Origin of the sequence: Komagataeibacter xylinus, assembly GCF_004302915.1 — a bacterium.
GTDB lineage: Bacteria > Pseudomonadota > Alphaproteobacteria > Acetobacterales > Acetobacteraceae > Komagataeibacter > Komagataeibacter xylinus_C.
The window spans coordinates 24,324-44,185 of sequence record NZ_QQBI01000011.1; the positions used below are offsets into that span (position 1 = coordinate 24,324).

19 protein-coding genes are annotated in these 19,862 nt (G+C 58.4%); 6 read left to right on the forward strand and 13 right to left on the reverse strand.

The window, feature by feature from the left end:
- Positions 1–238: 238 nt before the first annotated feature.
- From DV027_RS08690 to DV027_RS08705, 4 genes are all read left to right on the forward strand, one after another.
- Positions 239–535, forward strand: a complete 297-nt coding sequence (locus tag DV027_RS08690; protein ID WP_102325851.1) for a hypothetical protein — start codon at positions 239–241, stop codon at positions 533–535.
- The gene (mobF, locus tag DV027_RS08695) at positions 535–3,753 is read left to right on the forward strand and encodes a MobF family relaxase (RefSeq protein ID WP_130731454.1); all 3,219 of its coding nucleotides are present in this window, start codon (positions 535–537) and stop codon (positions 3,751–3,753) included. Before DV027_RS08690 ends, mobF begins: the two co-directional genes overlap by 1 nt.
- Positions 3,754–3,910: 157 nt before the next feature.
- Entirely contained in the window at positions 3,911–4,135 is a 225-nt protein-coding gene (locus tag DV027_RS17505; RefSeq protein WP_162531789.1) for a hypothetical protein, read from the forward strand.
- A 243-nt stretch (positions 4,136–4,378) separates the two neighbouring features.
- Positions 4,379–4,864, forward strand: a complete 486-nt coding sequence (locus DV027_RS08705; protein WP_130731455.1) for a Ros/MucR family transcriptional regulator — start codon at positions 4,379–4,381, stop codon at positions 4,862–4,864.
- Positions 4,865–5,253: 389 nt separating this feature from the next.
- Here the strand turns inward: DV027_RS08705 and DV027_RS08710 are convergent, their stop codons facing one another.
- Entirely contained in the window at positions 5,254–6,798 is a 1,545-nt protein-coding gene (locus DV027_RS08710) for a Fic family protein (protein ID WP_130731456.1), read from the reverse strand.
- A gap of 755 nt (positions 6,799–7,553) precedes the next feature.
- Here DV027_RS08710 and DV027_RS17725 point away from each other — a divergent pair.
- Positions 7,554–7,802 carry a hypothetical protein gene (locus DV027_RS17725; RefSeq protein ID WP_174520969.1) on the forward strand — a complete coding sequence of 83 codons (249 nt, stop codon included), beginning with the start codon at positions 7,554–7,556 and terminating at the stop codon, positions 7,800–7,802.
- Positions 7,803–7,918: 116 nt separating this feature from the next.
- Here the strand turns inward: DV027_RS17725 and DV027_RS08720 are convergent, their stop codons facing one another.
- From DV027_RS08720 to DV027_RS08765, 10 genes are read right to left on the reverse strand one after another with little or no spacing between them, the layout of a single operon-like run.
- Positions 7,919–9,235, reverse strand: a complete 1,317-nt coding sequence (locus DV027_RS08720; protein WP_130731457.1) for a DUF1173 family protein — start codon at positions 9,233–9,235, stop codon at positions 7,919–7,921.
- Positions 9,232–11,574: a type IV secretory system conjugative DNA transfer family protein gene (locus DV027_RS08725; RefSeq protein ID WP_130731458.1), complete on the reverse strand. Its 2,343-nt coding sequence runs from the start codon at positions 11,572–11,574 to the stop codon at positions 9,232–9,234. The genes DV027_RS08720 and DV027_RS08725 overlap by 4 nt, the downstream gene beginning before the upstream one ends.
- Before the next feature lie 3 nt (positions 11,575–11,577).
- On the reverse strand, positions 11,578–12,183 hold the full coding sequence (locus tag DV027_RS08730; protein ID WP_130731459.1) for a hypothetical protein: 606 nt from the start codon (positions 12,181–12,183) through the stop codon (positions 11,578–11,580).
- Positions 12,158–13,339, reverse strand: a complete 1,182-nt coding sequence (locus DV027_RS08735) for a secretion/conjugation apparatus DotM-related subunit (RefSeq protein ID WP_130731460.1) — start codon at positions 13,337–13,339, stop codon at positions 12,158–12,160. Before DV027_RS08735 ends, DV027_RS08730 begins: the two co-directional genes overlap by 26 nt.
- Positions 13,336–13,845, reverse strand: a complete 510-nt coding sequence (locus tag DV027_RS08740; protein WP_130731461.1) for a lytic transglycosylase domain-containing protein — start codon at positions 13,843–13,845, stop codon at positions 13,336–13,338. Before DV027_RS08740 ends, DV027_RS08735 begins: the two co-directional genes overlap by 4 nt.
- The gene (locus DV027_RS08745) at positions 13,842–14,264 is read right to left on the reverse strand and encodes a hypothetical protein (protein ID WP_130731462.1); all 423 of its coding nucleotides are present in this window, start codon (positions 14,262–14,264) and stop codon (positions 13,842–13,844) included. The genes DV027_RS08740 and DV027_RS08745 overlap by 4 nt, the downstream gene beginning before the upstream one ends.
- Entirely contained in the window at positions 14,261–14,509 is a 249-nt protein-coding gene (gene icmT / locus DV027_RS08750) for an IcmT/TraK family protein (RefSeq protein ID WP_010511855.1), read from the reverse strand. The genes DV027_RS08745 and icmT overlap by 4 nt, the downstream gene beginning before the upstream one ends.
- Positions 14,509–15,672 carry a type IV pilus twitching motility protein PilT gene (locus tag DV027_RS08755; RefSeq protein ID WP_130731463.1) on the reverse strand — a complete coding sequence of 388 codons (1,164 nt, stop codon included), beginning with the start codon at positions 15,670–15,672 and terminating at the stop codon, positions 14,509–14,511. Before DV027_RS08755 ends, icmT begins: the two co-directional genes overlap by 1 nt.
- Positions 15,669–16,709: a type IV secretory system conjugative DNA transfer family protein gene (locus tag DV027_RS08760; protein WP_130731464.1), complete on the reverse strand. Its 1,041-nt coding sequence runs from the start codon at positions 16,707–16,709 to the stop codon at positions 15,669–15,671. The genes DV027_RS08755 and DV027_RS08760 overlap by 4 nt, the downstream gene beginning before the upstream one ends.
- Positions 16,702–17,160: a DotD/TraH family lipoprotein gene (locus DV027_RS08765; RefSeq protein WP_025440151.1), complete on the reverse strand. Its 459-nt coding sequence runs from the start codon at positions 17,158–17,160 to the stop codon at positions 16,702–16,704. Before DV027_RS08765 ends, DV027_RS08760 begins: the two co-directional genes overlap by 8 nt.
- Positions 17,161–17,380: 220 nt before the next feature.
- Between DV027_RS08765 and DV027_RS08770 the strand changes: the two genes are divergently transcribed.
- The gene (locus tag DV027_RS08770; RefSeq protein WP_048852619.1) at positions 17,381–18,037 is read left to right on the forward strand and encodes a DUF433 domain-containing protein; all 657 of its coding nucleotides are present in this window, start codon (positions 17,381–17,383) and stop codon (positions 18,035–18,037) included.
- Positions 18,038–18,039: 2 nt separating this feature from the next.
- Here the strand turns inward: DV027_RS08770 and DV027_RS08775 are convergent, their stop codons facing one another.
- Positions 18,040–18,825: an RES family NAD+ phosphorylase gene (locus DV027_RS08775; protein ID WP_242621812.1), complete on the reverse strand. Its 786-nt coding sequence runs from the start codon at positions 18,823–18,825 to the stop codon at positions 18,040–18,042.
- Positions 18,818–19,501 (reverse strand): hypothetical protein, encoded by a 684-nt coding sequence (locus tag DV027_RS08780; protein ID WP_010512313.1) that lies wholly within the window; start codon positions 19,499–19,501, stop codon positions 18,818–18,820. Before DV027_RS08780 ends, DV027_RS08775 begins: the two co-directional genes overlap by 8 nt.
- Positions 19,502–19,862: the final 361 nt, after the last annotated feature.

Here is a 19,862-nt window from a genome sequence, read left to right on the forward strand (position 1 = left end):
AATCAGTTCGTCAGACAAACCCGTGGTGTCACCTTGGTAGCGTCGACAAGTGCGGGATCCGTCTGGATGCGGCAGGTGCAGGTCGTAACCCGGGAGCACATGTTGATTTGCTGTTCCGGCCTGCGCAAAAGTCACCTTTTGCGCAGGCGCGGGCAATGAAAGATGCCTCGGGCAGAAGAAAATCAGTAAAGTCGCGTGATGCTACGTCACACTTTCCCATGTTCTGACGTGGGATGCGATGAAGATGAGCGAGACAACCGGGAGGCAAGGCACATTCCCAATCCGGGGCGACGACCTGTGGGAACGGCTGCGGGCGATTGAGGACAAATTGTCACTGATCATTGAACTCCTCTCGCCGGAAGATTCCGACGGGCCCACGCTTGATGAGATTCTCGGCCGATTGGTAACCTTGATCGCAGCCCAGAACCCGATGCTCAGACGTATTGATCTTACAACCGGCAGGTTGTTCGACATTCAGGAGGGGGGGACGCCCCGCTCCGCCCGGCCCGACGATGAGGATGGAGCCGATGCCTGATGATGACGTTCCGGAAAATCTCCGCTGAGAGCAGCGGTCGCCTGATCACTGCCTATTTCACGCAGGAACTGCCAGATCCAGAGCACGATTTCCGTACCCAGCCCGGAAAAGTGCTTGACGCGGATGGTGGCCGACTGACCAGCTATTATACCGGTCGTGATGGGCGGGCCTCGTGGCGACCGGACATGCAGCCCAAGATTGCGGCAGCTCTTGGCATTGATCCCAGAACACCACCGAAGAACGCGCAACTCAATCGTCTGTTTGAAGCAAAAAGGGCCGATAATGGCGAGGACTGGTCAAGGAACGCCCGCAAGATCAGTGCCTATGATCTGACCCTGGCACCACACAAATCGGTGACTCTCGCGGCCGAGTTCGCGCCGACCGAGGCCGAGAGGGCAACCATCTGGCACGCTATTGATCGGGCAAACGACGCCACCATGCTCTATGTCGCGCGGGAAATCGGCTTCGCGCGGCGCGGTCATGGGGGCGAAGGTGGAGCCGACCCGGGCGAGGTCGCCTGGGTGTCATTCCGGCATGATACCGCGCGCCCGACGGTCGAGGCGCGTGACGCGCGGACAGGCCAGACCTATTTGATCGACACGCCAGCAGGCGGTGATCCCCATGCCCATATCCATAACGCCCTGTTCAATGTCGTGGTCACGGAAGAGGGGCATGTGGGTTCACTCGACACGAAGCGGCTGCGATCGCGCGTTCACGAATTTGGAGCATATTTCCAGGCACAGCTCGCTGATGAACTGCGCCGGATCGGCATCGCCCAGCAATACGATGCGAATGAACAGGCGACGGTCATCTCGGCCGTGCCACAGGATATATCGGATTTCTTCAGCAAGGGACGACGCAACGTCATCAGGGCGGCCAAGGAGTACGCCGCGGCGGAAGGAACGGACTGGGCGCATATGCCGATCGAACGCAAGCGCCGCATCCTGTCCATGGCCGGCCTGGCAGCCCGGCTCGACAAGGACAAAGGCACGAGCGACCATGAGATATGGCGAGAACAGGCCAAGCGTCTTGGCTGGGAGGAAAAAAGCCTGCTTGGCACGCCAGTAGCGCCTGTGGGCACCAGGGAACAACGATACGATATTGCCTACCGTTTCGCTGCGCGCCATCTCGCGAGGGAGTTTGAAACAGCCGCCGTGATCGATCACGACAAGCTCAGAACGTATGCGGCCCGGGGCCTGATCGGCACCGGCATCGAGGGTGGGGTGAAGGACATTGATCATGTCGTGGCCCTTATTGAACAGCGTGGTCTTGAACTCGGCGGGGAACGGGTCTCGCTGATTCAGGAGATGCGCGGCGACAGGCTGAGGGTGACGAATTCCGCGCAGATCGCCATCGAGGAGAACCTCGCGATTCAGGCTGCTCGTGCATCAGGAGACCGAAGCGGGGCGCTGTCGGACCGCCAGATCACAGAAGCCATTGGACGATCGCCCCTCGACTTCGCAAGCGAGCATGGAAAGACGCAGAAGGCTGCGATTTACGCTCTCGGCAGGGGTGGTGCGCTCTCCATGCTCACCGGCGTTGCGGGCGCCGGGAAGACGGCCCTCCTGTCTCCGCTGGTTGATGCGTGGAAACATGATATGCGTTATGACACGAACGGTCGCAGGGTTCTCGGGATTGCCAATGCCTGGCGTCAGGCGGACGCATTACGTGAGGCCGGCATCTTTGACACAAGCGCGATGCTGCCCTTTCTGGCGCGGCTGGAGCGCGGTGACGTCGATGTGGACCGGAATACGGTGCTGGTGATTGACGAAGTCGGTCAGGTCGGCCCGCGCCAGATGCTTCGCCTGTTACAGTTGCAGCGCGATACTGGCTGCACGATCAAGGCGCTGGGTGACCATGAGCAGGCGCAGAATATCGAGGCAGGGGACGCCATTGAGATGCTGCGCCGGGTCCTGGATCCAGAAGATATGCCTGAGCTTCTGTCCAGTGTCCGGCAGGTATCTGCAAGAAATCGCCAGATTGCCGACATGTTTCGTGGCGCAGAGCCGGAAGAGAGCGATCTGGAAGCTCACGAGTTCAGGGGGGCTGCGGCCAACGCACATACGGACGAGGAAAATGATGACGACGTCCGTAACAGGTTCCATCTGAAGGAAGTCCGGGATGCGATCGATATGAAACGGGCGGATGGAACGATCCGTCTGGTCGGTGGCGACCATGAGGAAGTCCTGCAGGATATTGCCCGGCTGTATGTGACGCGTCGCGATACCCTGGTCGCCGAGGGTGCCGGTTTGCGGCGAGGCCGGGCCAAGACGATCAGCATGTCAGCGCTGACCAATCAGGATGCTGCCGACCTGAGTCGTGCCGTCCGTAAAATCCTGCAGGAGCGCGGCGAGATCTCGACGCATGAAATCACCGTGCAGGCTATTGATCAGCGTGGCGAAACCTATGATCTCGCGATCGCGACGGGCGACCGGCTTCGGCTGTATCGTCGGACATGGGGCAGCGTGGACGGAAAGGGCGCCACGGTCGGAAATAACGGCGATGTGGTGGAAGTTCTGGCTCATGGCGATGCAGGGCTTCGCGTCCGCACGAAGGACGGGCTTGTTGCCGATGTCGAATGGCGGCGGTTTTGTGATGCGAGGACAGGTCGGGTAATGCTGGGGTTCGGACATGCCATGACGATTGATGCCGCACAGGGGCTTACTTCAGACGAGCACATCAACGCCCTGCCGCGAGGCGTTGAACTGGCGACGGGATTTACCTCATACGTCGCGGAAAGCCGGGCGCGTGGAACCACATGGACCATGATCTCCGATGGCGCGACGTTTGAGGCGGTCCGGAACCAGAGGCCGCTCGGGGATACGACGCCCATCACCAGTGACGACCTCTGGAATCATGTCGCAAAGAAAATGGCGCATAAACCATATAAATCATTGGGCACGGATCTGGTTGCCCGAACCCGCAAGGCCCGGGATGCGAGGATCCGGGAACTGATCGCGCTTGGGCGCACGCAGGAGACACTGATGAAGTCAGGTCGCCCATATGGCAGGGAGATTATTCTGGAGACCCAGGCGCGTCTGGCCGAGCGCTTGCATAAGGCGCGTCTGGCCGAGATCGACGCCAGGCTGCAGGTCATGATCAGGAACGCACCAGCGGTCATGACGGGTGCGGAGCAGATGCTTCGGAGCCAACGGGCCGCTCAGGTGCTGGGCAGGCGTCCCCATGTGCCATCTGCGTCGCCAGGCGCCGCCAGCTAGAGCGTTCGGCTTTCTGCTGTTCTCACCCGAATTTGGATCCTGCCGACAGTGCGCCATACCGCGACAACATCTCAGATCTGACGCACGCTTTGGTCATTTGCGCAACGAAGTCGGCTGCGTATCGTTAGGCAGGCGGGGAGCAGCAGATAGCAGGTCAATGATGGACGATGTGTCTTTCCGGGGAGATCCTGATCCGTTCGACTGTTGGTTGAAAAACGAATTGCGTGCCCGGTTCAATGATGTTGTGCGTGAACCGATCCCTGAAAGTCTGCTGCGCATTATTGGCGCGACTGAAGCTTCCGGGCATGTTCACGCTTCAAGACCTTCCTGGACCGAAGAGGAAGCTGTGTCTGATTACTTGGCTGATACCGGCTCCAGATGATTTCGTATCGCAGATATGGCGTCTTGATGCTGTGCGGGCAACAGTTAATAGGATCACGGCAGAAGACAAGAAGTGTTGACGATCAGATAAAATACAGATGAGCGGGCACAGGACCCTATAGATATCAGTTCAAGAGCATACCTGTTCTGCAATCTGCCAGATCCTCGAAAACGTCGAGGACTATTCCCAGTAGCGGTGTTATATACAGGGCCAGAGTTTTTTCGTCTGTTAAGGTGATGGACAATGCCCGAAGAACAACAAAGACAGCTGGCGCTGACCGTGGAAATCATAACTGCTTATGTATCGGAAAATAAAATATCGCCGGACGAACTTATCAGGCTGATTGGGACTGTTTACAATTCATTGTCCGTCCCGACCGCTTCGAGAGTAAAAGAACAGATACCTGCCGTTCCCATCAAGCGGTCCGTATTTCCGGATTATATCATATGTCTTGAAGATGGGAAAAAGCTGAAAATGCTTAAACGGCATCTGCAGGCATCATATGGCATGACGCCTGAAGAATATCGGCGGAAATGGGGACTTCCGTCTCATTATCCTATGGTCGCTCCCAATTACACAGCACGCCGATCGGAACTTGCACGAGAGATTGGACTGGGGCGGGATATAACGTCCACTGCCACCAAATCTGGTGATGAGGGCACGACAGAGCCTGCATTGCCTGACAGGCCGCAAGGACGCCGCCGAGGTAGAAAGAAGGCCGCCCACTAAAAGGGGAACGCGCCGTCGGACTGGGCGGCGCGGCGATCTCCTGGCTTAGGAACGTAGCAATATACGAAGGCAGAACTTCTTCGCTACGCCGTAGGGTGCCGACTGCGGCTGTTCCTGTTTGACCGGACCATGATCCAGTTCGGGGCGTTACGTCGATAAATCCGGACGAAAGATGCCTTTTATACAATCCAGGTTGCGGATTGCGATCCTAAGCCTTTGCGTTATGCACCTTGTAGAAGAAGTCAGTTCTCAGTGAAAATCCATAGGCGATGACTACAAAGTTGTGCTCTCACGAGGGCAGCCTGCCTTTTCAGCTCGGACAATCCTTTTTCAGATCCCATGTCTGGTGACAGACAACTTTCTCCTTATTACGGGCGGTCCACGTGTAATCATTCAGAGAATGAACGCCTCAGCGCCTCAGAGATGGCGTTCCAAAGCCTGAATTTTTCGATCATGGGATATTCTTTCTGAATCTTGCCGCTTGGTATGAAACGAGTGTCCCGTAATGACCGGATGATGCGGTCGGCATCCATATCCGGCATTTCAACAAGCTCCTTGAGTGCCTGCCGGGCGTTATGGTGTGACCGGAGATATATGGCTTCCTCTTTCATGTGGTGCTTGATGGTCATCTCTAGTGCTGCGCTGAGATAGATAACGTGGGGGGCGAAATTGATATAGCGCCAGGCCGGTCTCGCCAGATCAGGGTTCGAGAAGTCAAGATTGGATTTTATCCCATCAGGATAGGTCTTCATGTCACGATCGAAAGAGACATGATCCGTGATCTGTCGTATCAGGGGTTTTGAAACCCTGTCCAGAATCTGGTCGTAGTTTCGCCTGCTCGTCGGGTCTCCAATGATGGTGGCTGAGATGGGAAGGATGATCTGGTCGGGGATGGCGCCGTCCCGCCTGAGAACGTCGTTTATCAGGAACCGGTGTACACGGCCGTTCCCGTCAGAAAGAGGATGGATGTAGACGAACCCGAAGGCTGCCACGGCGCTACGCATGACAGGGGACTGTCCTTCCGTCCTGTCGAGGAAAATTTTTAATCCTCCAAGCATATCCGCTACGTCTTGTGCGGGAGGCGCGAGGTAATGAACAACATTCTCGTACCTCATCGTGTATTCTCCAACGAATACCGGTGACAGCCGCAAGCCAAAATGCTCGGTTATTGTGACGTCACCGAGGATGTTGCGTTGCAAGTCGGCAAGGTCAGTATCTGTCAGGGGGACTGCCCCATGCCCTGTCCTCGTGGCGAGTACGTGGCTGAAGCGCTGGATCCGGTCAAGTTGGTGCGCCTCGCCTTCAATGGTGAAACTTGCCTTGCTTTCATGATTTGTCAGCCACACTGCGGCCCGGGCAAGCATGCTCTCGCCGAATTCCTGCACCAGTTCACCGTAACCGGCAGATACGTCCATCTCCGCAGCCGTCCTGAGTTGACTGGAAAGCGGGATAAAGGGACAAAAAAAGCGGTTCCCAGGCATGTTGTCACGGACGCGCCATCTGCTGACGTTGCTCATCTTGTCCGGAGAAGCTGTTACCTGAAAAGATGCATCCAGGGCGGAAACGTAGTTGCCGCCGAGGTCGACTGGCGGCACGAGCGTTTGTCCGGTGACGAATTCATAGAGAAACGATGCCCGTCTGGCATATTGTCCGGTCGGTGCATTGTTTATCCACTCCTGGACAAAACTTGGTCCGGTCTTCGCAAAGACGCGCGCCAGCAACTCAAGGCTGGTGGGTTCGTGTCGCAGATGAAACTGCAGATGCGCGGCTGCCGTGTCGGCCGGACGCATGTTTTCGGGATACGTCTCGATGCTGTATAAATTATGATGACTGCTCGACCGGCGACTTCCAAGCTGGCTTTTGACAGCCAGTCCGCCGAATGGCTCTGCATCATATTTCAGTGCGAGCCACATGCCGCCGATCGGGTCTGCCATTGGAATTAAATTCCTGCTGAATTGTCCAAAACCGTTTATTGATGCTTAAAATCGCATATAAACGGTGTCTTGTGTAAAAATATATATATATGAACAGCCTTAGCTGCGCGTATTGTCCAGCAACTCTGACTGCCATGTTCGAACGCAGCCAGATCCAGGCGGTCTTCATTGTCGTAAATAAGTGGGTTTGCCTTTGTCGGCCCCATATGTCTGGTGATCGAAGCTGCCCGTGCCGGAGCGACAAACATGCGATGTAATTGCCGTGTGCCGATGGGATTCATGATGTCCTGCCTGGGGAAAAGCCAGCTACCAGAATGCATCACGTCCTGCTGGCGTTCGGCCTTTACCACTCCTGCAGCAAGGACGGCAGGTCTGCCGGAAGCAGGGTGTTCCGGTATCGTGCACCCTTGTCCCGTTTGATCTGGAGTAGCCGATGCGCAAGATCAGGTGAGTGTCCGGGTGATGAAGAAGCTCAACGCCGACAGGGTGGGATCTATGGTCGATGTTGGCCTGCCCGTCTCATTCTGGGCGATCTGGAACTGGCGGACAACCTCGGCCGTTGCCGTATAAGGTGACCGGATCAGAAACTTGGAAGCTACACTTTGCGCTGTTTCTGGTGTGCCCATTTCTGTGCCCGCATTGGATCGAACTCCCGGATGTAGAAACCAGGTTCAAGCCAATCATCATCAGTTTTCGACGGCCTTCTTCAGAACAACCGTGATAATCGGACATAAAAAATGTGTGGAGAGCCGTCCATGCAGTTACGCTCGAAGCATCCCTTCGACGCGCGGGTCACGCGTGTATTCTTTCGTCACTTCGCCTTTGTGATCAATAATTCCCATTCGCTGAAGCGCCGCATGAGCAGCCTGTTTGCTCCTGGTGTTCGCAAGAGTCTGCTTTCTGATTGCTGCCAAAACAACCTGACGGGAGTTCGTCTTCATGTCTCTAATTATAATGCTGCAGACCGCAGAAGTCTCGATGTTTCATATCAGCGTCCTGGATGAAACCCGCATTTCTCATTCCATGCGCGGTGTCCAATGATGTGGTCCCGATAGGGTTCGGTTGCGTCGACAAAGTCTGGAGCCCGGTCAGGCCGGATGAAAGTCATTGTCTGGCGTGATCAGCTCAGCGTCGCTCCTTTTCTGGCGGGCGGAAAGGCTGGAATTCGGCTTTCCGTTGTTGCATCCCATGACCACCATCCGCCTCTGCCAAAAGTCATGTTGTAGTAGTTTTCCTTCCCGGCTCGTCTGGCGGTGTAGGCCTCGTCCGTGCGACCAAAAACTTCCATTGGATATCCGGCATTCCGCGCAGTGTCCCACAGGATGAAATCGGGAAAAACGAGATCCCGTTCCGCGTCGAAACGCAGTGGTTTTTCGAATGCGCGTCCCGCTGCCACGAGGGCATCGGCTACCGCCAGTTCATGACTGCTTTCGAAAGGAAGCATGCTGCGAGAGACGGTCATCAGGGCACCGGTCCTGACTTCCGCCTGGATCCAGCCCCTCCACCGGCTATTGGGCGTTCCGATGTTTCGTGCCGTCACATAGAGCAGCGCTACAACGTGCGCCTGCCGCGCCGCTTCGGGCAGGGCGAGCGTGGCTGCCGCCAGTTGGTGCGACCGGGCAAGACGGTTCCTCTCGGCTGCAGGCACTGTCAGAAAGCAGCGGTAACCGTCGCGCTGACCGTTCAGGGCCATGGTAAAATTGCCCCTGGGGTCTGGTTCCAGAGCCTCCACAAACCCGATCAGGAACAGATGGTTTTCCTGTCCTTCTGTCCTGACAATGGCATGAAAACGCCGTCCGAACTTTTCATGCCCTGGGGCAACAGGGCAGAGAAGATCGGAGATCAGTCTGCCCTGCGCCCGGATCCGGGTTCCGGCAGAGGCAATCCGACCCAGGGCAACCGTCGGTGTGCGGTGTCTGGCAAATTGCGGCAGCCATTCGGTCAGCCCCGCCCGTTCCCATAGAAGATGGAGCAGCCCGAGAGGCGTCATTCGGCGCTGTCGCGCCTGTCCGGGCCGATCTGAAGCAGGCAGCGGCGTGTCATCGACTGGCCGGGGTGGCCCCTTGCGGCGCAGGCCGATCGACAGGGTCACAGCGACATCCCCATCCTCACCCTCGCGAATTACGCTATTTACATAGCTGGCGCGCCCACTTTTCTCCGGATCAGGTTTGTAGAACGGGCATGTCTTTTCATGAAGTGGCCCTTCGTTTGGCCATACGGCGAGGTGATAACTGTGACTGTCCGCCCGGTAACGGATCTGTAGAGGCAGTGAGGCCCCGCGATGCTGGCACAGGCATCGCGCCTTGTCAGAACGCTCCGCGCTCCGGCTCTCATCATATTTTGCCTTCAGGCGGCGTTCCCAGCGCTCCGGGTCGGTGCGGCGCCATTCGAGCTGGAACCTTTCCCCGCCGGGAAGGATGATGATCGTGCCGGTCATGCCGAGGTTTTTTCTCGCAATATCCTGATCTGGGCGAGGATTTCCTTCTCGGTCATCCCGGTGCCAGCCGCGCCCTCCTTCGGTGCGCCTTTTGTCATCGCGTCCCTGACACCCAATATAAGCAGTGCCTGATGCCGGGCTACACCAGGCTGCCGGTCCACGCGGCGTTCAATGGCCTCCAGGCGTCCAAGCAGGTGACCGTCGATGGGAGGTATGGTGCGGGGCTGTGTCTGAAAACCGGGTTTCGGGGTGGAGGCAGCATCACGCAGCATATAGGAGAACGGTGTCAGCATGTCTGTTCTGGCTGCGTGTTCGTTCCCTTCATCGTCATTGGCGGTCGCAACCCGGCATGGTGCGGCGGCGACTGCTGCACCAATCTGTGCAAAATTGCGCAGGATGTCTTGAGAACCTGAACCGAGGCGGTCGACTGCTTCCTCGAGTGCGCGAACATCCGGTTCGTCGTGTACCGTGGTCAGTTCAGACTGAAACAGGCCGCCTTCGATCGTCGCGAGGAGGGCGAGCAACTGCTGGTCCGGGGGCACCCGATTCAGGTCCAGCGGCGCTGCAAGCATGACCGGCTGGGCCATGCGGATCGCGCCTGACCGCCCATTGACGGCGGCAAAGAACGTCTTCGAATGGACGATGCGACCGGCATACATCGTTATGGCCTCGCCCTCGATGAGCGACTGAAGGTCTGCCCAGGGAATACGAGCGACTTCCCGGACTTCGGCACCCCGTCCTTCCCGGTAACTTCCCGCGGAGTTGCCTTCAAAATGCGTGGCCTGACTGACCTCGATCCGATCGGACTGCTTTTCGATCCACTCGCGCGTGCGCATGGCATCCTGCAGGCGCATGGCGTGGGTAAGGTTGGCGTTGCCGAGCAGGGTAAAGGCTTTGTCGCCGATGCGTGTCGTGAGACCCGGAAGATCCTGAAACCCCAGCCAGAACATGCAGTTCAGGCCGCGTCCCATGGCCAGCTGCCGGTCCATGCCGTCCGTGACGTAGGCGGAGAGTTCATCGTAGAAAAAATGGAACGGCGCGTCGCCGCTGCCTGCCTTGAGCTTGAAGACCTGCTCGGCGGGGCCGTCGAGGCGGGCGCCAAGAAGCTGGGCCATGACGCCGCGACCGGCCGCGACCACGATCTTGCCCAGTCCGGCCAGCGTATCCGAGGAATTCTCCAGCGCGGGCAGCGTGACGACGAGAATGCGGCGGTTCAGCACCACATCGCGCATATCGATGTCGGGCGTCTGGGCGCGGAAGATATGCCCGAGACTGACGCCAAGCTGCGTGAAGACTCGGGTGAAATACATCTTGGCGTAGCCATGCTGCTCGCTCGGTTTGTTTTCTTTCTGCTCATTCCACGCCAGCGAGGAATCATACCCCGGCAGTTCGCCCAGATAGGCCTGGGCTGGATAGAGGATATCGTCGGGAATTTCGGGAACGCTGATCTCGATGGGGTGATCGGAGCCGGGATTGCGGATCAGGAATACGCGATGCCGGGCCAGCGTGCCGATCCAGCGCAGTTCCATGGCGTAGCGCATGGTCTCGATGTTGATCGGCACGCCGTGGGTGTCGCGCATCCAGGTCAGCACTGGCGCGATCGTGCCGGCAAGGCCGACAGCACGGTCCCGAAAGACGCCGTTGGCGTCGTTGCTCGACGGCTCACCAAGCTGGCTGACCAGCATTTCACGGATGGCGTCGGCATTGCCGGTCGCAAACGGATTGAACGTATTGGACTGGCGGATGCCGCTTGCGGTCAGAAAATTGAGATTGAGCACCTGGTCGTCCAGCCCGAAGCGGCGGGCGAGCGCCAGTACATCGCCGTGGACCGTGTTGTCACCCTTGCCGTCGATCAGGATGAACCCAGATCCATGCGCGAGAGGATTGGCCAGCAGGGAGATGGCGGATGTCGTTTTGCCTGCACCCGTTGTGCCGGGCACGGCGGCGTGCTGGCGTCCCGCGTCGGATGAAAGCCAGAGTTGCTGGCCGGTCAGTCCGTCCGTTCCAAGATATATGATGCCTGCCGCCGCCCGCGGCCGACGGGTTTTGGGATCAAGATCGTGTTTATCCTTCAGTCCGCAATACCTGGGCAGATGAAAAGGCAACACGGGTTGGCGGGTCATGACCCAGAGCGTCAGGCAGAGGGCGAGGGGAAAGGTGATCCCGACGATCGCGGGAGCCAGCACGCTGAGCCCTGCCAGCATCATGAGAGCAAACCCGGAACTGCTGGATTGCAACTCTTCGGCGATCCGGACCGTGAAGGGACGCGTATCGCGATAGGTAGCGCCGTGTTTCAGTTGCTGGTGGACCTGCGGTCCGCCGATCTCGCGCTTCACCATGCCTCAGTCTTCCAGCCCAAAAGGAGATTTTCCCGTGCCGATCGTATGCGGTACGGGCGCTGTTGGTGCCGTGGGGGAAACCGGCGCCGTCGGCGCTGTCTGCGCGCCACCTGGGGGGTGCGGATAAATGACGACGGGCCGCTGCGTCATGATGCGTCGTGCGGCATCAATTTCCGCGCTCGCCGGGTGACCGTCGGGATTGCCGACCACATTCCCGTCGACCGGCATGTGCTCGCCCGGGACATAGGTTGAGCGGACCCCTGGCGCGCCTTCGTCCGTCATGGGCGCGCCGGAGAGTGGGGGTAGAATTGCAGGCGGCCGTAGCATGCCAGCGGGCCCCGTGTCGGGAACAGTGCGGTCGGAAACCATGGCCTGACGTGTGCCGATGATCAGGATGGCGGCCAGTCCTCCAGCGATGAGCGCGGGCAACGCTTTTTTCAGGCGCCAGTGCCGTGATGCTTCCGGTGCCGGTAAAGTCGGGACCGCGCTGCTCGTCTCCATCTGCCCGAAATCAGATCCGAGATGGAGATGGAGGGGCTGTAAGCCTGTCCCGTCGAGTTCAATGGTGATGGGAGTCCGGCCATCAGCGTGCAGGATGATACGGGTCATGGGAAGATCCTTGTGCTTCGGGCATCGGGCGCAGGATGGCGAGTGCGTTCTCAACCGCAGGGATGTAGATCGGACGCTGGTAGCGTCGTTCTTCGCTCCAGTGCGCACGTGCGCCGGCGGCCTCGATGCGGGGATTGGGATGAAGGTCTTCGGCCGGGATCTCAGCAGGAAAGCCGAGTGAGTGCAGCGCGTACCACAATGATCGGTCGATGAGCTTCACGATGGCGAATGAGGAGGGGGCGAGCACGCCCGCCTGACGCCGGGCTTCGTGCAGCAGGGTCATGAGCGCGGTCACGCTCCATCCGCTGCGCTCGCAGACCGTATCGATACAGTTTGTGATTTCCTTGTCCTGCAGGGCAGAGCGGGCGCTGCGCATAACGGACTCTGGCACCGTGAGCGGCGCCAGCGGACCATGCGGACCATCAAGGCCAGCGTCGGCCAGACCGGCAGAGAGTTCACCAAGCAGGGCGAGGGCTTCCCGGCGCCTCTGGAGGTAGTGCATCGCAAAGGCAACGAGAAGCACCTGTTCGACAGGGGATGCGGCGTGGATGCTGGACCAGTGGCGGCCCAACTGGCGCGTGAATGCCTCGAGCGCGCCGGTTTCACTGTAGCGGTCCTGTGCATCGACAGCGAAGCGCGCGCCCCATTCGGCACGTGTCAGGGCCGGGTCCGCGGGCAGGGGAGTACCATCCGTAGGCGTTACAAGCCTGTCCAGTCGACGTCGGACGAAGCCTTTCAGTGTTGGAAACATTTCTGCCTGGACCGCGATCAGACCTTCCAGATCGAGCGCTTTTGCAAATCGGCCGGGGGCAGCACGCCACATGCATAACCCGCCCATGAGGGCAATCACGATGGCCACCGGCCATTTCAGGGCATTGCCCAGGATCGCAAGGCCATAATAAAGCTGGATCGCCCGCACCAGGTCCGGTCGATATTGCGCGGCCTGCAACTGGAAGCGCAGGCGCATCAGGTCGGGATTAGACGTATGCAGCAGGTTGATCTGCCCCAGCAGGGCCCGCAGATAGAAGGCCGTGATCTGCGTATGCCACAGGCTCCAGGCCATGTAGCTGAACAGCAGGACCCCGACGATGATGATGATCGAGGAAAAGAGCAGATAGTCATCGCTGGATGACCATGGGACGCGGCTCGTGCTCATGAGCGATTTCCCCTGCGGTTTCTGGCCATCATCGTGAGGGCGATATCGTAGAAACGCCGGAGATAGGCATTGCCATGGCGTGGGGTATGAGAGTGATAGAATGCCACGGCCTGCCAGAGGTCGCCGTGTGCTTCGTGCATCGCCTGACCAAGGATCCAGGCGCCTGCCTCGATATTGGCGCACGAACTGTCGCGCAGCGCCGCATATGTTTGCGCGGGCGTGCTGTGCCATCGCCTCGCGATGCGATCGACCCATGTCGTGTTGACCTGCATCGGCCCGAGATCCGCCGTGCCGTTACTGTTCGGGCTGACCATTCCGGGACGGCCTGCCTCGACATAGAGGAGGACGAGCAGCACGCCACGGGGCACACCGGAGATTTTTGCCGAAGCCTCCAGACAGGCTGCAATCTGGCGGCCATCTTCTTGGATGCTCGCGGCGCGGGCGGTCGTGCTGGCGGCAAAAAGGGGAAATACCCCGAGTGCCGCCAGAGCGAGGCGGGGGATCATGTCGCCCCCTGCAGGGTCGGCGCGACATCAGCGATCCGGCCATGGGCTTCGCCCCAGAAGTCGATCAGATGATTGAGGACCAGCGCGTCGTCCATCTCCGCAAGCCTCATCGTGACATCGATCAGACATAACATCACGACCGTAAATGAACCGGCGCGCACCTTGCGGACGGCATAGCCGAGCGCGCTGTCGGGCGTCCTGCTGACATCAAGGGCAAAGCCCGTCCCTGTCAGTTCCAGCCACAGGGCTTCGGCGCTGATCAGGAAAACCGGCAGATAGGCTTCAGGGTGCGCCGCGTCAGCCGGTGGTACGACCACCCTTTTTCCGGTGCCACGGTCCAGCAGCTCAATCGGCTTGCCGATTTCGGCCAGAAGCCGTGTCTGCGCGGCACTGATCGCCGCCAGATCGATCGTGCTCATGAGAACCGCCTCCTTTGCCATGTCGGCAGGGCGGTGCGGACCGGCCCGATGAGGAAGCGTCGCATGGAGCGTATCGCGGCCGGCAGCGTCAGCCCGAAAAACGAGATCGTGCCGAAAAACACCACGCCGAAGACCCCGATCAGCAGGGTGGTGAGGCTCCAGTGTGTCACGGAGATCAGAATGGGAAAGCAACTGCGGGCATCGAGAATGAAAACCCGGACAGGATAGGCCGTTGCACGCCACATCACGCGTCTCTCCTTTCTTCCGCCAGAGCGGTGTCTTCGGTGATCAGATCGGCATCGAGCAGTTTGCGGATGGCCTTTCCGAAAGACTGGCCCTGCGCCTCGACCGCGTCGGCCACTACGTCGGGCCAGTCCGTCGGCTCGGTCCGGGTGAGCTTGCGGCGCAGATCACGATCGAAAGTGAGGAATTCGCGGATCGCAACACGCCCGCCGCCCTTGCGGGGTACAAGGCGCTGGTTGATGCAGAACCGAAGCGCCTGAGCGAGGGCCGAGACGAGGTTGTCACGTTCCGAGGGCGGACAGAGCGCGATCGCGCGCTGGATCATGAGGGAGACGCTGTCTGCATGCAGCGTCGTGCCCAGGATACCGCCCATCATGGCAATATTGATGGCTGCATTCATGGTCTCGCCGTCCCGACATTCCGTGATGATGCCATCGCTCATCTCGCGGCGTGTCAGGCTGCGGGTGAACGTGGGAAAAGTCAGGGTAGGAGGGCGGATCTCCGTCTGGCTGATCCGCGAGCCTGAAGGCGGTCGCAGGTCGTCCAGCAGGAACTCGATGGGCTCCTCGCCAGTTGCCATGTCGCAATACACGGTCGGGTCCATGAGTTTTTCGATGGCGAGCCCGAATTGCAACGTGGTCTTTCCGGAACCGGTTGCCCCACCAAACAGCACCATGCCGCTTTTGAGCCTGTTCGTGTCCCGGATTTCCTGTTCGACCATCTGCTGGTCAAGGCTTGCGGGGCGGGCGGGGATCGGACGCATGACGATGTGGACGCCGCTGCCCCGCTTGACCGAAATGGGTGAAAGATTGATCCGGAAACGGAGATTGACCTTGCGGTCCAGTGCCACGCTGTAGGCTGTATCGAGGATATGGCCGACACCAAGCATGGCCATCCCGTCAGAGGCATAGACATGGCCGACGATATCCGCCAGCGCGAGGGAGTCCGTCGCTTTGCATGTGGCATAGCGGATCACGCCGTGCACCTTGATCGTGACCGGATGGCCGGTCTTGATGTCGATGCGCGAGGCGCCGAGGCCATGCGCCCAACGAAGGAGGGAGTCCAGCCCCGGCGCGTTACGCCGTCGCTCCTCGACCCAGGCAAACGCTTTCCTGCCTTCATCCGGCCAGGGTTCGTCGGTCGTGACGGGGGTGATGATATTCATCGGCAATGCTCCGGATAACCGTAATCGCTTCCGCGACGGATGTGGCTCTGAAGCCCGGGCTGGCTCGCGATCCGGATCGTGCGGTCGTTGAGGTGGAGGGTGTCTCCTCCCCCCACCGCATCCTTATGCTCAAACACGACGCGCGGTTCTTCAACGCGCCCGGCGTTCAGCAGCACCCGGTAGCGGGCCATGCCGGTAATGTCGCGCTGCAGGCGCGACAGATCGGAGAGGAAGATCTCGGTTTCCTGCTTTTCTCCATCTGCCCAGCCTTCAGCTACCCACTGGTTCCAGTGTGACACTTCCGCCTTTGTGCGAGGCAGGGCCGCGGCTACCGGATGATGCGGTTTGCCCCATGTCCGGACGAGATACGTGCGCCAGTCCGGGGGCGCGGATGTCAGTTGTGCCTCCCGGGTGATCTCGAAAACACATTCTGTCTCGTGCGCCACCTGACCGGTGTCATTGAGTGCAAAGGCCATCTGTGCCTCGGTGACGATGGGGGGCTGCATGAGGGTCTGGCCACTCCCGATCGGAAGCACGATCGACCGGAAATCATAAGTGGCGTCGAGTGTCTCCTCATGGCGCCGCAGCATCTCGTTGATGGCGAATGCCCGGGCTGCCAGACCGCCCTGCGCGCCGTAAATATGCGCGGCTTCCCGAAGCTGGACGCTTCGACCGGGTTTCAGGTCATCGCCATGCTCGTCATTGGGGCGGGTGTTCTCAAGGGCCTCAAGAGAGGGCGGCGCTTCGCCGCCGACCACCTCGTCGAGCGTTGACGCCCCTGTCACCGGTTTATTGATGGGATTGGCAAGGGCGGGGTCAGCCCCGTCCACCTGATCCGCACCCGGTTGGGGCGGCTGTGGCTCCGGGACCAATGTGCCGCTGCGGGCCGGTGGTGGGGATGGAGACGATGTCGGTAGCCGGACGTGCTGCCCCCCCTCAATGACAACCTTCCCCGTGGAGACAGAAGCCGCATGGGTCGGGCTGCCTGCGGCCGTCACGACGATGGCCGAAGATAGAAAGAGCGCCATCTTACGCATGCCATGCCACCGTTATCGCGTGGTGAAGCGGGTCTACCGAGACCATGGCCTGATCTCCGGCCTGATCGCCCAATGTCCGAAGGATATCCACCACAGCGGCAACGCTGTTGGTCGCGACGCGCATTGCTCGGGGATGGCCGGTGACAGTCACGCTATAGCCAATTTCCTGGCCGAGTTTTGCGACGGCCTTGCCCAGCGGGCCGTCCCACACGAACCAGATCCGGCGGGTCAGGTCATCGGGGAGCGGGGGTTGGTTGGTAGATGCAACGACCGGAGACGGGCGGATGCTGCCAAGTTCCCGAAGATCAGTCGTGGTCTCTGCTATTGACCGCTGCAAGGCCAGTTCAGGATTGGCCATGCCGGTCGTCGCAATGGGAGAAGGTGACGACAGGCTCTGCGCACAGGCGTTGAGCGCCATGGGCAAAAGAAAAATGAGCAGAGAATGTTTCATGAGCTTCTCCGGATAATGGGAGCAGCTTCGAAGATCATCTTGCGACTGCTACAGCAAAAATTGGCTGCGTTGCTTTTTATTTCATGCAGGCCCCGAGAGCAGATTTGGGTCTTCTTTGGAATTTGCTTTCGCTAAATTGACCCGCAGGGTCATGGCAGGCGCTTAGTACGACTTGATATATCCTAATTATTCCCTATTATGGGATCAATTGGAGACGCACATGATAGAAATCCAGCCCGTTACCCCACGCGAAGCGCAGTTTCTAATCGGTATGTCAGAAAAGGATATCAACCGGGCGATTGATCGTGGGGAAGTAGAGAAGATCAGCGAGCCGGAAGAGGGCATGCCGGTTCACGGTGTGGAGAAAGGGCGTAGGCGGGTACGAAAGATCGGCCTCTCGGAGTTGTTGTTTCTGGCGCTTGAAAAGCAGATGCATGCGGATCTAACTCCGATGGGGCGTCGGAAGCTATATCAGGCCTTCAAAAAAAATGAAGCAAAAGCCAGAACCGTAAGCTTTGGTCCTTTTAAAGCCAATATTACCGAAATTCAGCGTAACTTTCTATCCAAATACAAGAAACTCCTCGATGCCAAGAAAAATATATTAGAGGAGGATGGGACTGATCCTGTTATCAAGGGAACGGATATATCTGCTTATCGTGTTGCTGCCCTCGCACAGGGACAGACAATCAAGGAGATCAAAGCGGACTATCCGACCCTGACCGAGGAACAGATTGAATCTGCTATTGCTTACACGGAGGCTTATCCCAAACCTGGGCGTCCATATCCGGTCCGTAGTTTCCGGCGGGCGGCTGGTGCATTGGCCGAGATGGGTATTTTTGATGCCATAGAGACTGGAACTGAATCGGCAAAAGAATGATATTACTTCCCAGTGATCTGGACACCGATGGTCTCGGCTAACTCGACTAGAGCCGCATAAGTGTCTTCATTTTCCACGATATCGACCGAAGGTGCAATACTGCTCAATGGATCTGGTGGCAAGCGATCTCCAAATAGGATGATAGCGCGCGCACGGTCGTCCTGACGCGACACCCACTCTAAACCTTGAACGTCTGGGCACTGAGCGTGAATGGCTTCGGCCCACTTGCGCGTTTGAGGATATATATCCTTATCAGTCTCAATGAGATCAACACGTGGAATACCGAGCTTGCGCAAGGCTGTGCTGCTAAGATCTGCAAGCGTGAGGTCAGTCGAGGACTGAAGTTGTGAATATTGATGGTTCTTTAGCTTTCGCTTTGCAACGGTCTTCAGTCCTGGCTCATGGGGAACATCATGGAAGACGGTCTCCATGGCTGCACATTCTAACGTCGTGCCGCCATAAATGGTCGGAATGGATATACCATTTGCATCAATGATCGGGCTAAATCGGGCATTTCCTTGGGGACCAGGATTGAACGTATTTGCTCCGTAAGTCTCAGGATGGATGCGGTGGATTGTCTTGTCTGCCGACCAAATCGTTTTTTTTACGAGAGCATTAAGGTCTGGAGGGGGACGCGCGATTGTGCGGGACGTTGTTGTGACGGCGACAGGCGGGGTCGACGGTGACTCTGTCGTCTTCGGTTTTGCGCGAGATGTGGATATCTTCGTTGTACCGGAATGCGCGGTGCTACGAGACTTTGGCTGAGTTGGCCGCCTCGGTTTAACCATGGAGCACACCTGCAATTTCGTCTTCTGCTGCCGCTAAGACGCGCTCTGGCGCACTTTTAAGTAAATCCTTAGGAGCCGTGCCGCCAAGAAAGCTGTTTGCTGACGCAAACCAGATTGCAATGTCCCATGCATCCAGTTTGCCTTTGAACACCTTTAGAATTGGGACAAGTCCCTTGATTGGGCGGTATTGCATGTCGCGGTCGAGTGCATACGCCGGATACAGATCATTCCCGTCATGTCGCAAAGCAAAAACTTTTCCTTCGCGTTTCCATTTGTTTGGCTGGGCGCTGGCATTTTGGCCTTTGAAACCTGCAATTTCAGATAGTCGAACAGCGCTGATCCACTCTGCGCTCTCAAGAACCGTTTGCCGAGCATCTGCGTTCATGCGTGCCTCAGTAATGAGGTGCTCGGGAGGAGACGCAGCCGGAACAAGTGCATCAACAAGCTTCTTGAGGGTCGCTGTTTTATGAATGGCAAGCCGATCAATGATCAGGGGAGCAATAAGCCGAACGGCCTCTGCAAATGCCGATGCGGTGCTTTTATTGGCATGTGCAAGTTGAAACACAACGAATTGATTGTTGTCTGTATCCTGCAGACTTTCGCGAATTTCACGAACAGAGCCAGTTATCGGCTTAATGCCGGTGTTCGTGATTTCTCGATTTGGGACTGCGACCATGATTCCCTCCTGGGATATGATGGATAGATATATATATAGATATCCTACCTAGTCAATGATGGTGCGTGGCGGTGATCGTTCCGCGACGGGTGATGCAGCAGGCGAGGCCTAACACCACTTGTGAGGTGGCGAGTTCGAAGTCGATTGAGGCACGCGTAAGGGCTTCGGGCAATATGGGAACGAACGGGGCCTGGGGCAGCATTGAAGGCAAATTTGGTGCCTTGAAGACCGATGCTGCGCCGGGAGCAGGGTGGCGGATCTGCGCTCTTTTTTATACGCACCTGCACTATGGTGGGGAGTGCGGACACAGTTTTCTACGCGAGGAGCCGACTGCTGGTAGGAACGGTGCCGTAAAAGGCGG

What these genes read in the sequence shown, in the direction of transcription:
- DV027_RS17725 (WP_174520969.1), top strand. Translation starts at nt 7,554, where the DNA reads ATGCAGTTACGCTCGAAGCATCCCTTCGACGCGCGGGTCACGCGTGTA.
- DV027_RS08770 (WP_048852619.1), top strand. Translation starts at nt 17,381, where the DNA reads ATGATAGAAATCCAGCCCGTTACCCCACGCGAAGCGCAGTTTCTAATC.
- DV027_RS08710 (WP_130731456.1), bottom strand. Translation starts at nt 6,798, where the DNA reads ATGGCAGACCCGATCGGCGGCATGTGGCTCGCACTGAAATATGATGCA.
- DV027_RS08765 (WP_025440151.1), bottom strand. Translation starts at nt 17,160, where the DNA reads ATGAAACATTCTCTGCTCATTTTTCTTTTGCCCATGGCGCTCAACGCC.
- DV027_RS08760 (WP_130731464.1), bottom strand. Translation starts at nt 16,709, where the DNA reads ATGCGTAAGATGGCGCTCTTTCTATCTTCGGCCATCGTCGTGACGGCC.
- DV027_RS08725 (WP_130731458.1), bottom strand. Translation starts at nt 11,574, where the DNA reads ATGGTGAAGCGCGAGATCGGCGGACCGCAGGTCCACCAGCAACTGAAA.
- DV027_RS08705 (WP_130731455.1), top strand. Translation starts at nt 4,379, where the DNA reads ATGCCCGAAGAACAACAAAGACAGCTGGCGCTGACCGTGGAAATCATA.
- DV027_RS08690 (WP_102325851.1), top strand. Translation starts at nt 239, where the DNA reads ATGAAGATGAGCGAGACAACCGGGAGGCAAGGCACATTCCCAATCCGG.
- DV027_RS08755 (WP_130731463.1), bottom strand. Translation starts at nt 15,672, where the DNA reads ATGAATATCATCACCCCCGTCACGACCGACGAACCCTGGCCGGATGAA.
- DV027_RS08775 (WP_242621812.1), bottom strand. Translation starts at nt 18,825, where the DNA reads ATGGTTAAACCGAGGCGGCCAACTCAGCCAAAGTCTCGTAGCACCGCG.
- DV027_RS08730 (WP_130731459.1), bottom strand. Translation starts at nt 12,183, where the DNA reads ATGACCCGTATCATCCTGCACGCTGATGGCCGGACTCCCATCACCATT.
- DV027_RS08780 (WP_010512313.1), bottom strand. Translation starts at nt 19,501, where the DNA reads ATGGTCGCAGTCCCAAATCGAGAAATCACGAACACCGGCATTAAGCCG.
- mobF (WP_130731454.1), top strand. Translation starts at nt 535, where the DNA reads ATGATGACGTTCCGGAAAATCTCCGCTGAGAGCAGCGGTCGCCTGATC.
- DV027_RS17505 (WP_162531789.1), top strand. Translation starts at nt 3,911, where the DNA reads ATGATGGACGATGTGTCTTTCCGGGGAGATCCTGATCCGTTCGACTGT.
- DV027_RS08740 (WP_130731461.1), bottom strand. Translation starts at nt 13,845, where the DNA reads ATGATCCCCCGCCTCGCTCTGGCGGCACTCGGGGTATTTCCCCTTTTT.
- DV027_RS08745 (WP_130731462.1), bottom strand. Translation starts at nt 14,264, where the DNA reads ATGAGCACGATCGATCTGGCGGCGATCAGTGCCGCGCAGACACGGCTT.
- DV027_RS08720 (WP_130731457.1), bottom strand. Translation starts at nt 9,235, where the DNA reads ATGACCGGCACGATCATCATCCTTCCCGGCGGGGAAAGGTTCCAGCTC.
- icmT (WP_010511855.1), bottom strand. Translation starts at nt 14,509, where the DNA reads ATGTGGCGTGCAACGGCCTATCCTGTCCGGGTTTTCATTCTCGATGCC.
- DV027_RS08735 (WP_130731460.1), bottom strand. Translation starts at nt 13,339, where the DNA reads ATGAGCACGAGCCGCGTCCCATGGTCATCCAGCGATGACTATCTGCTC.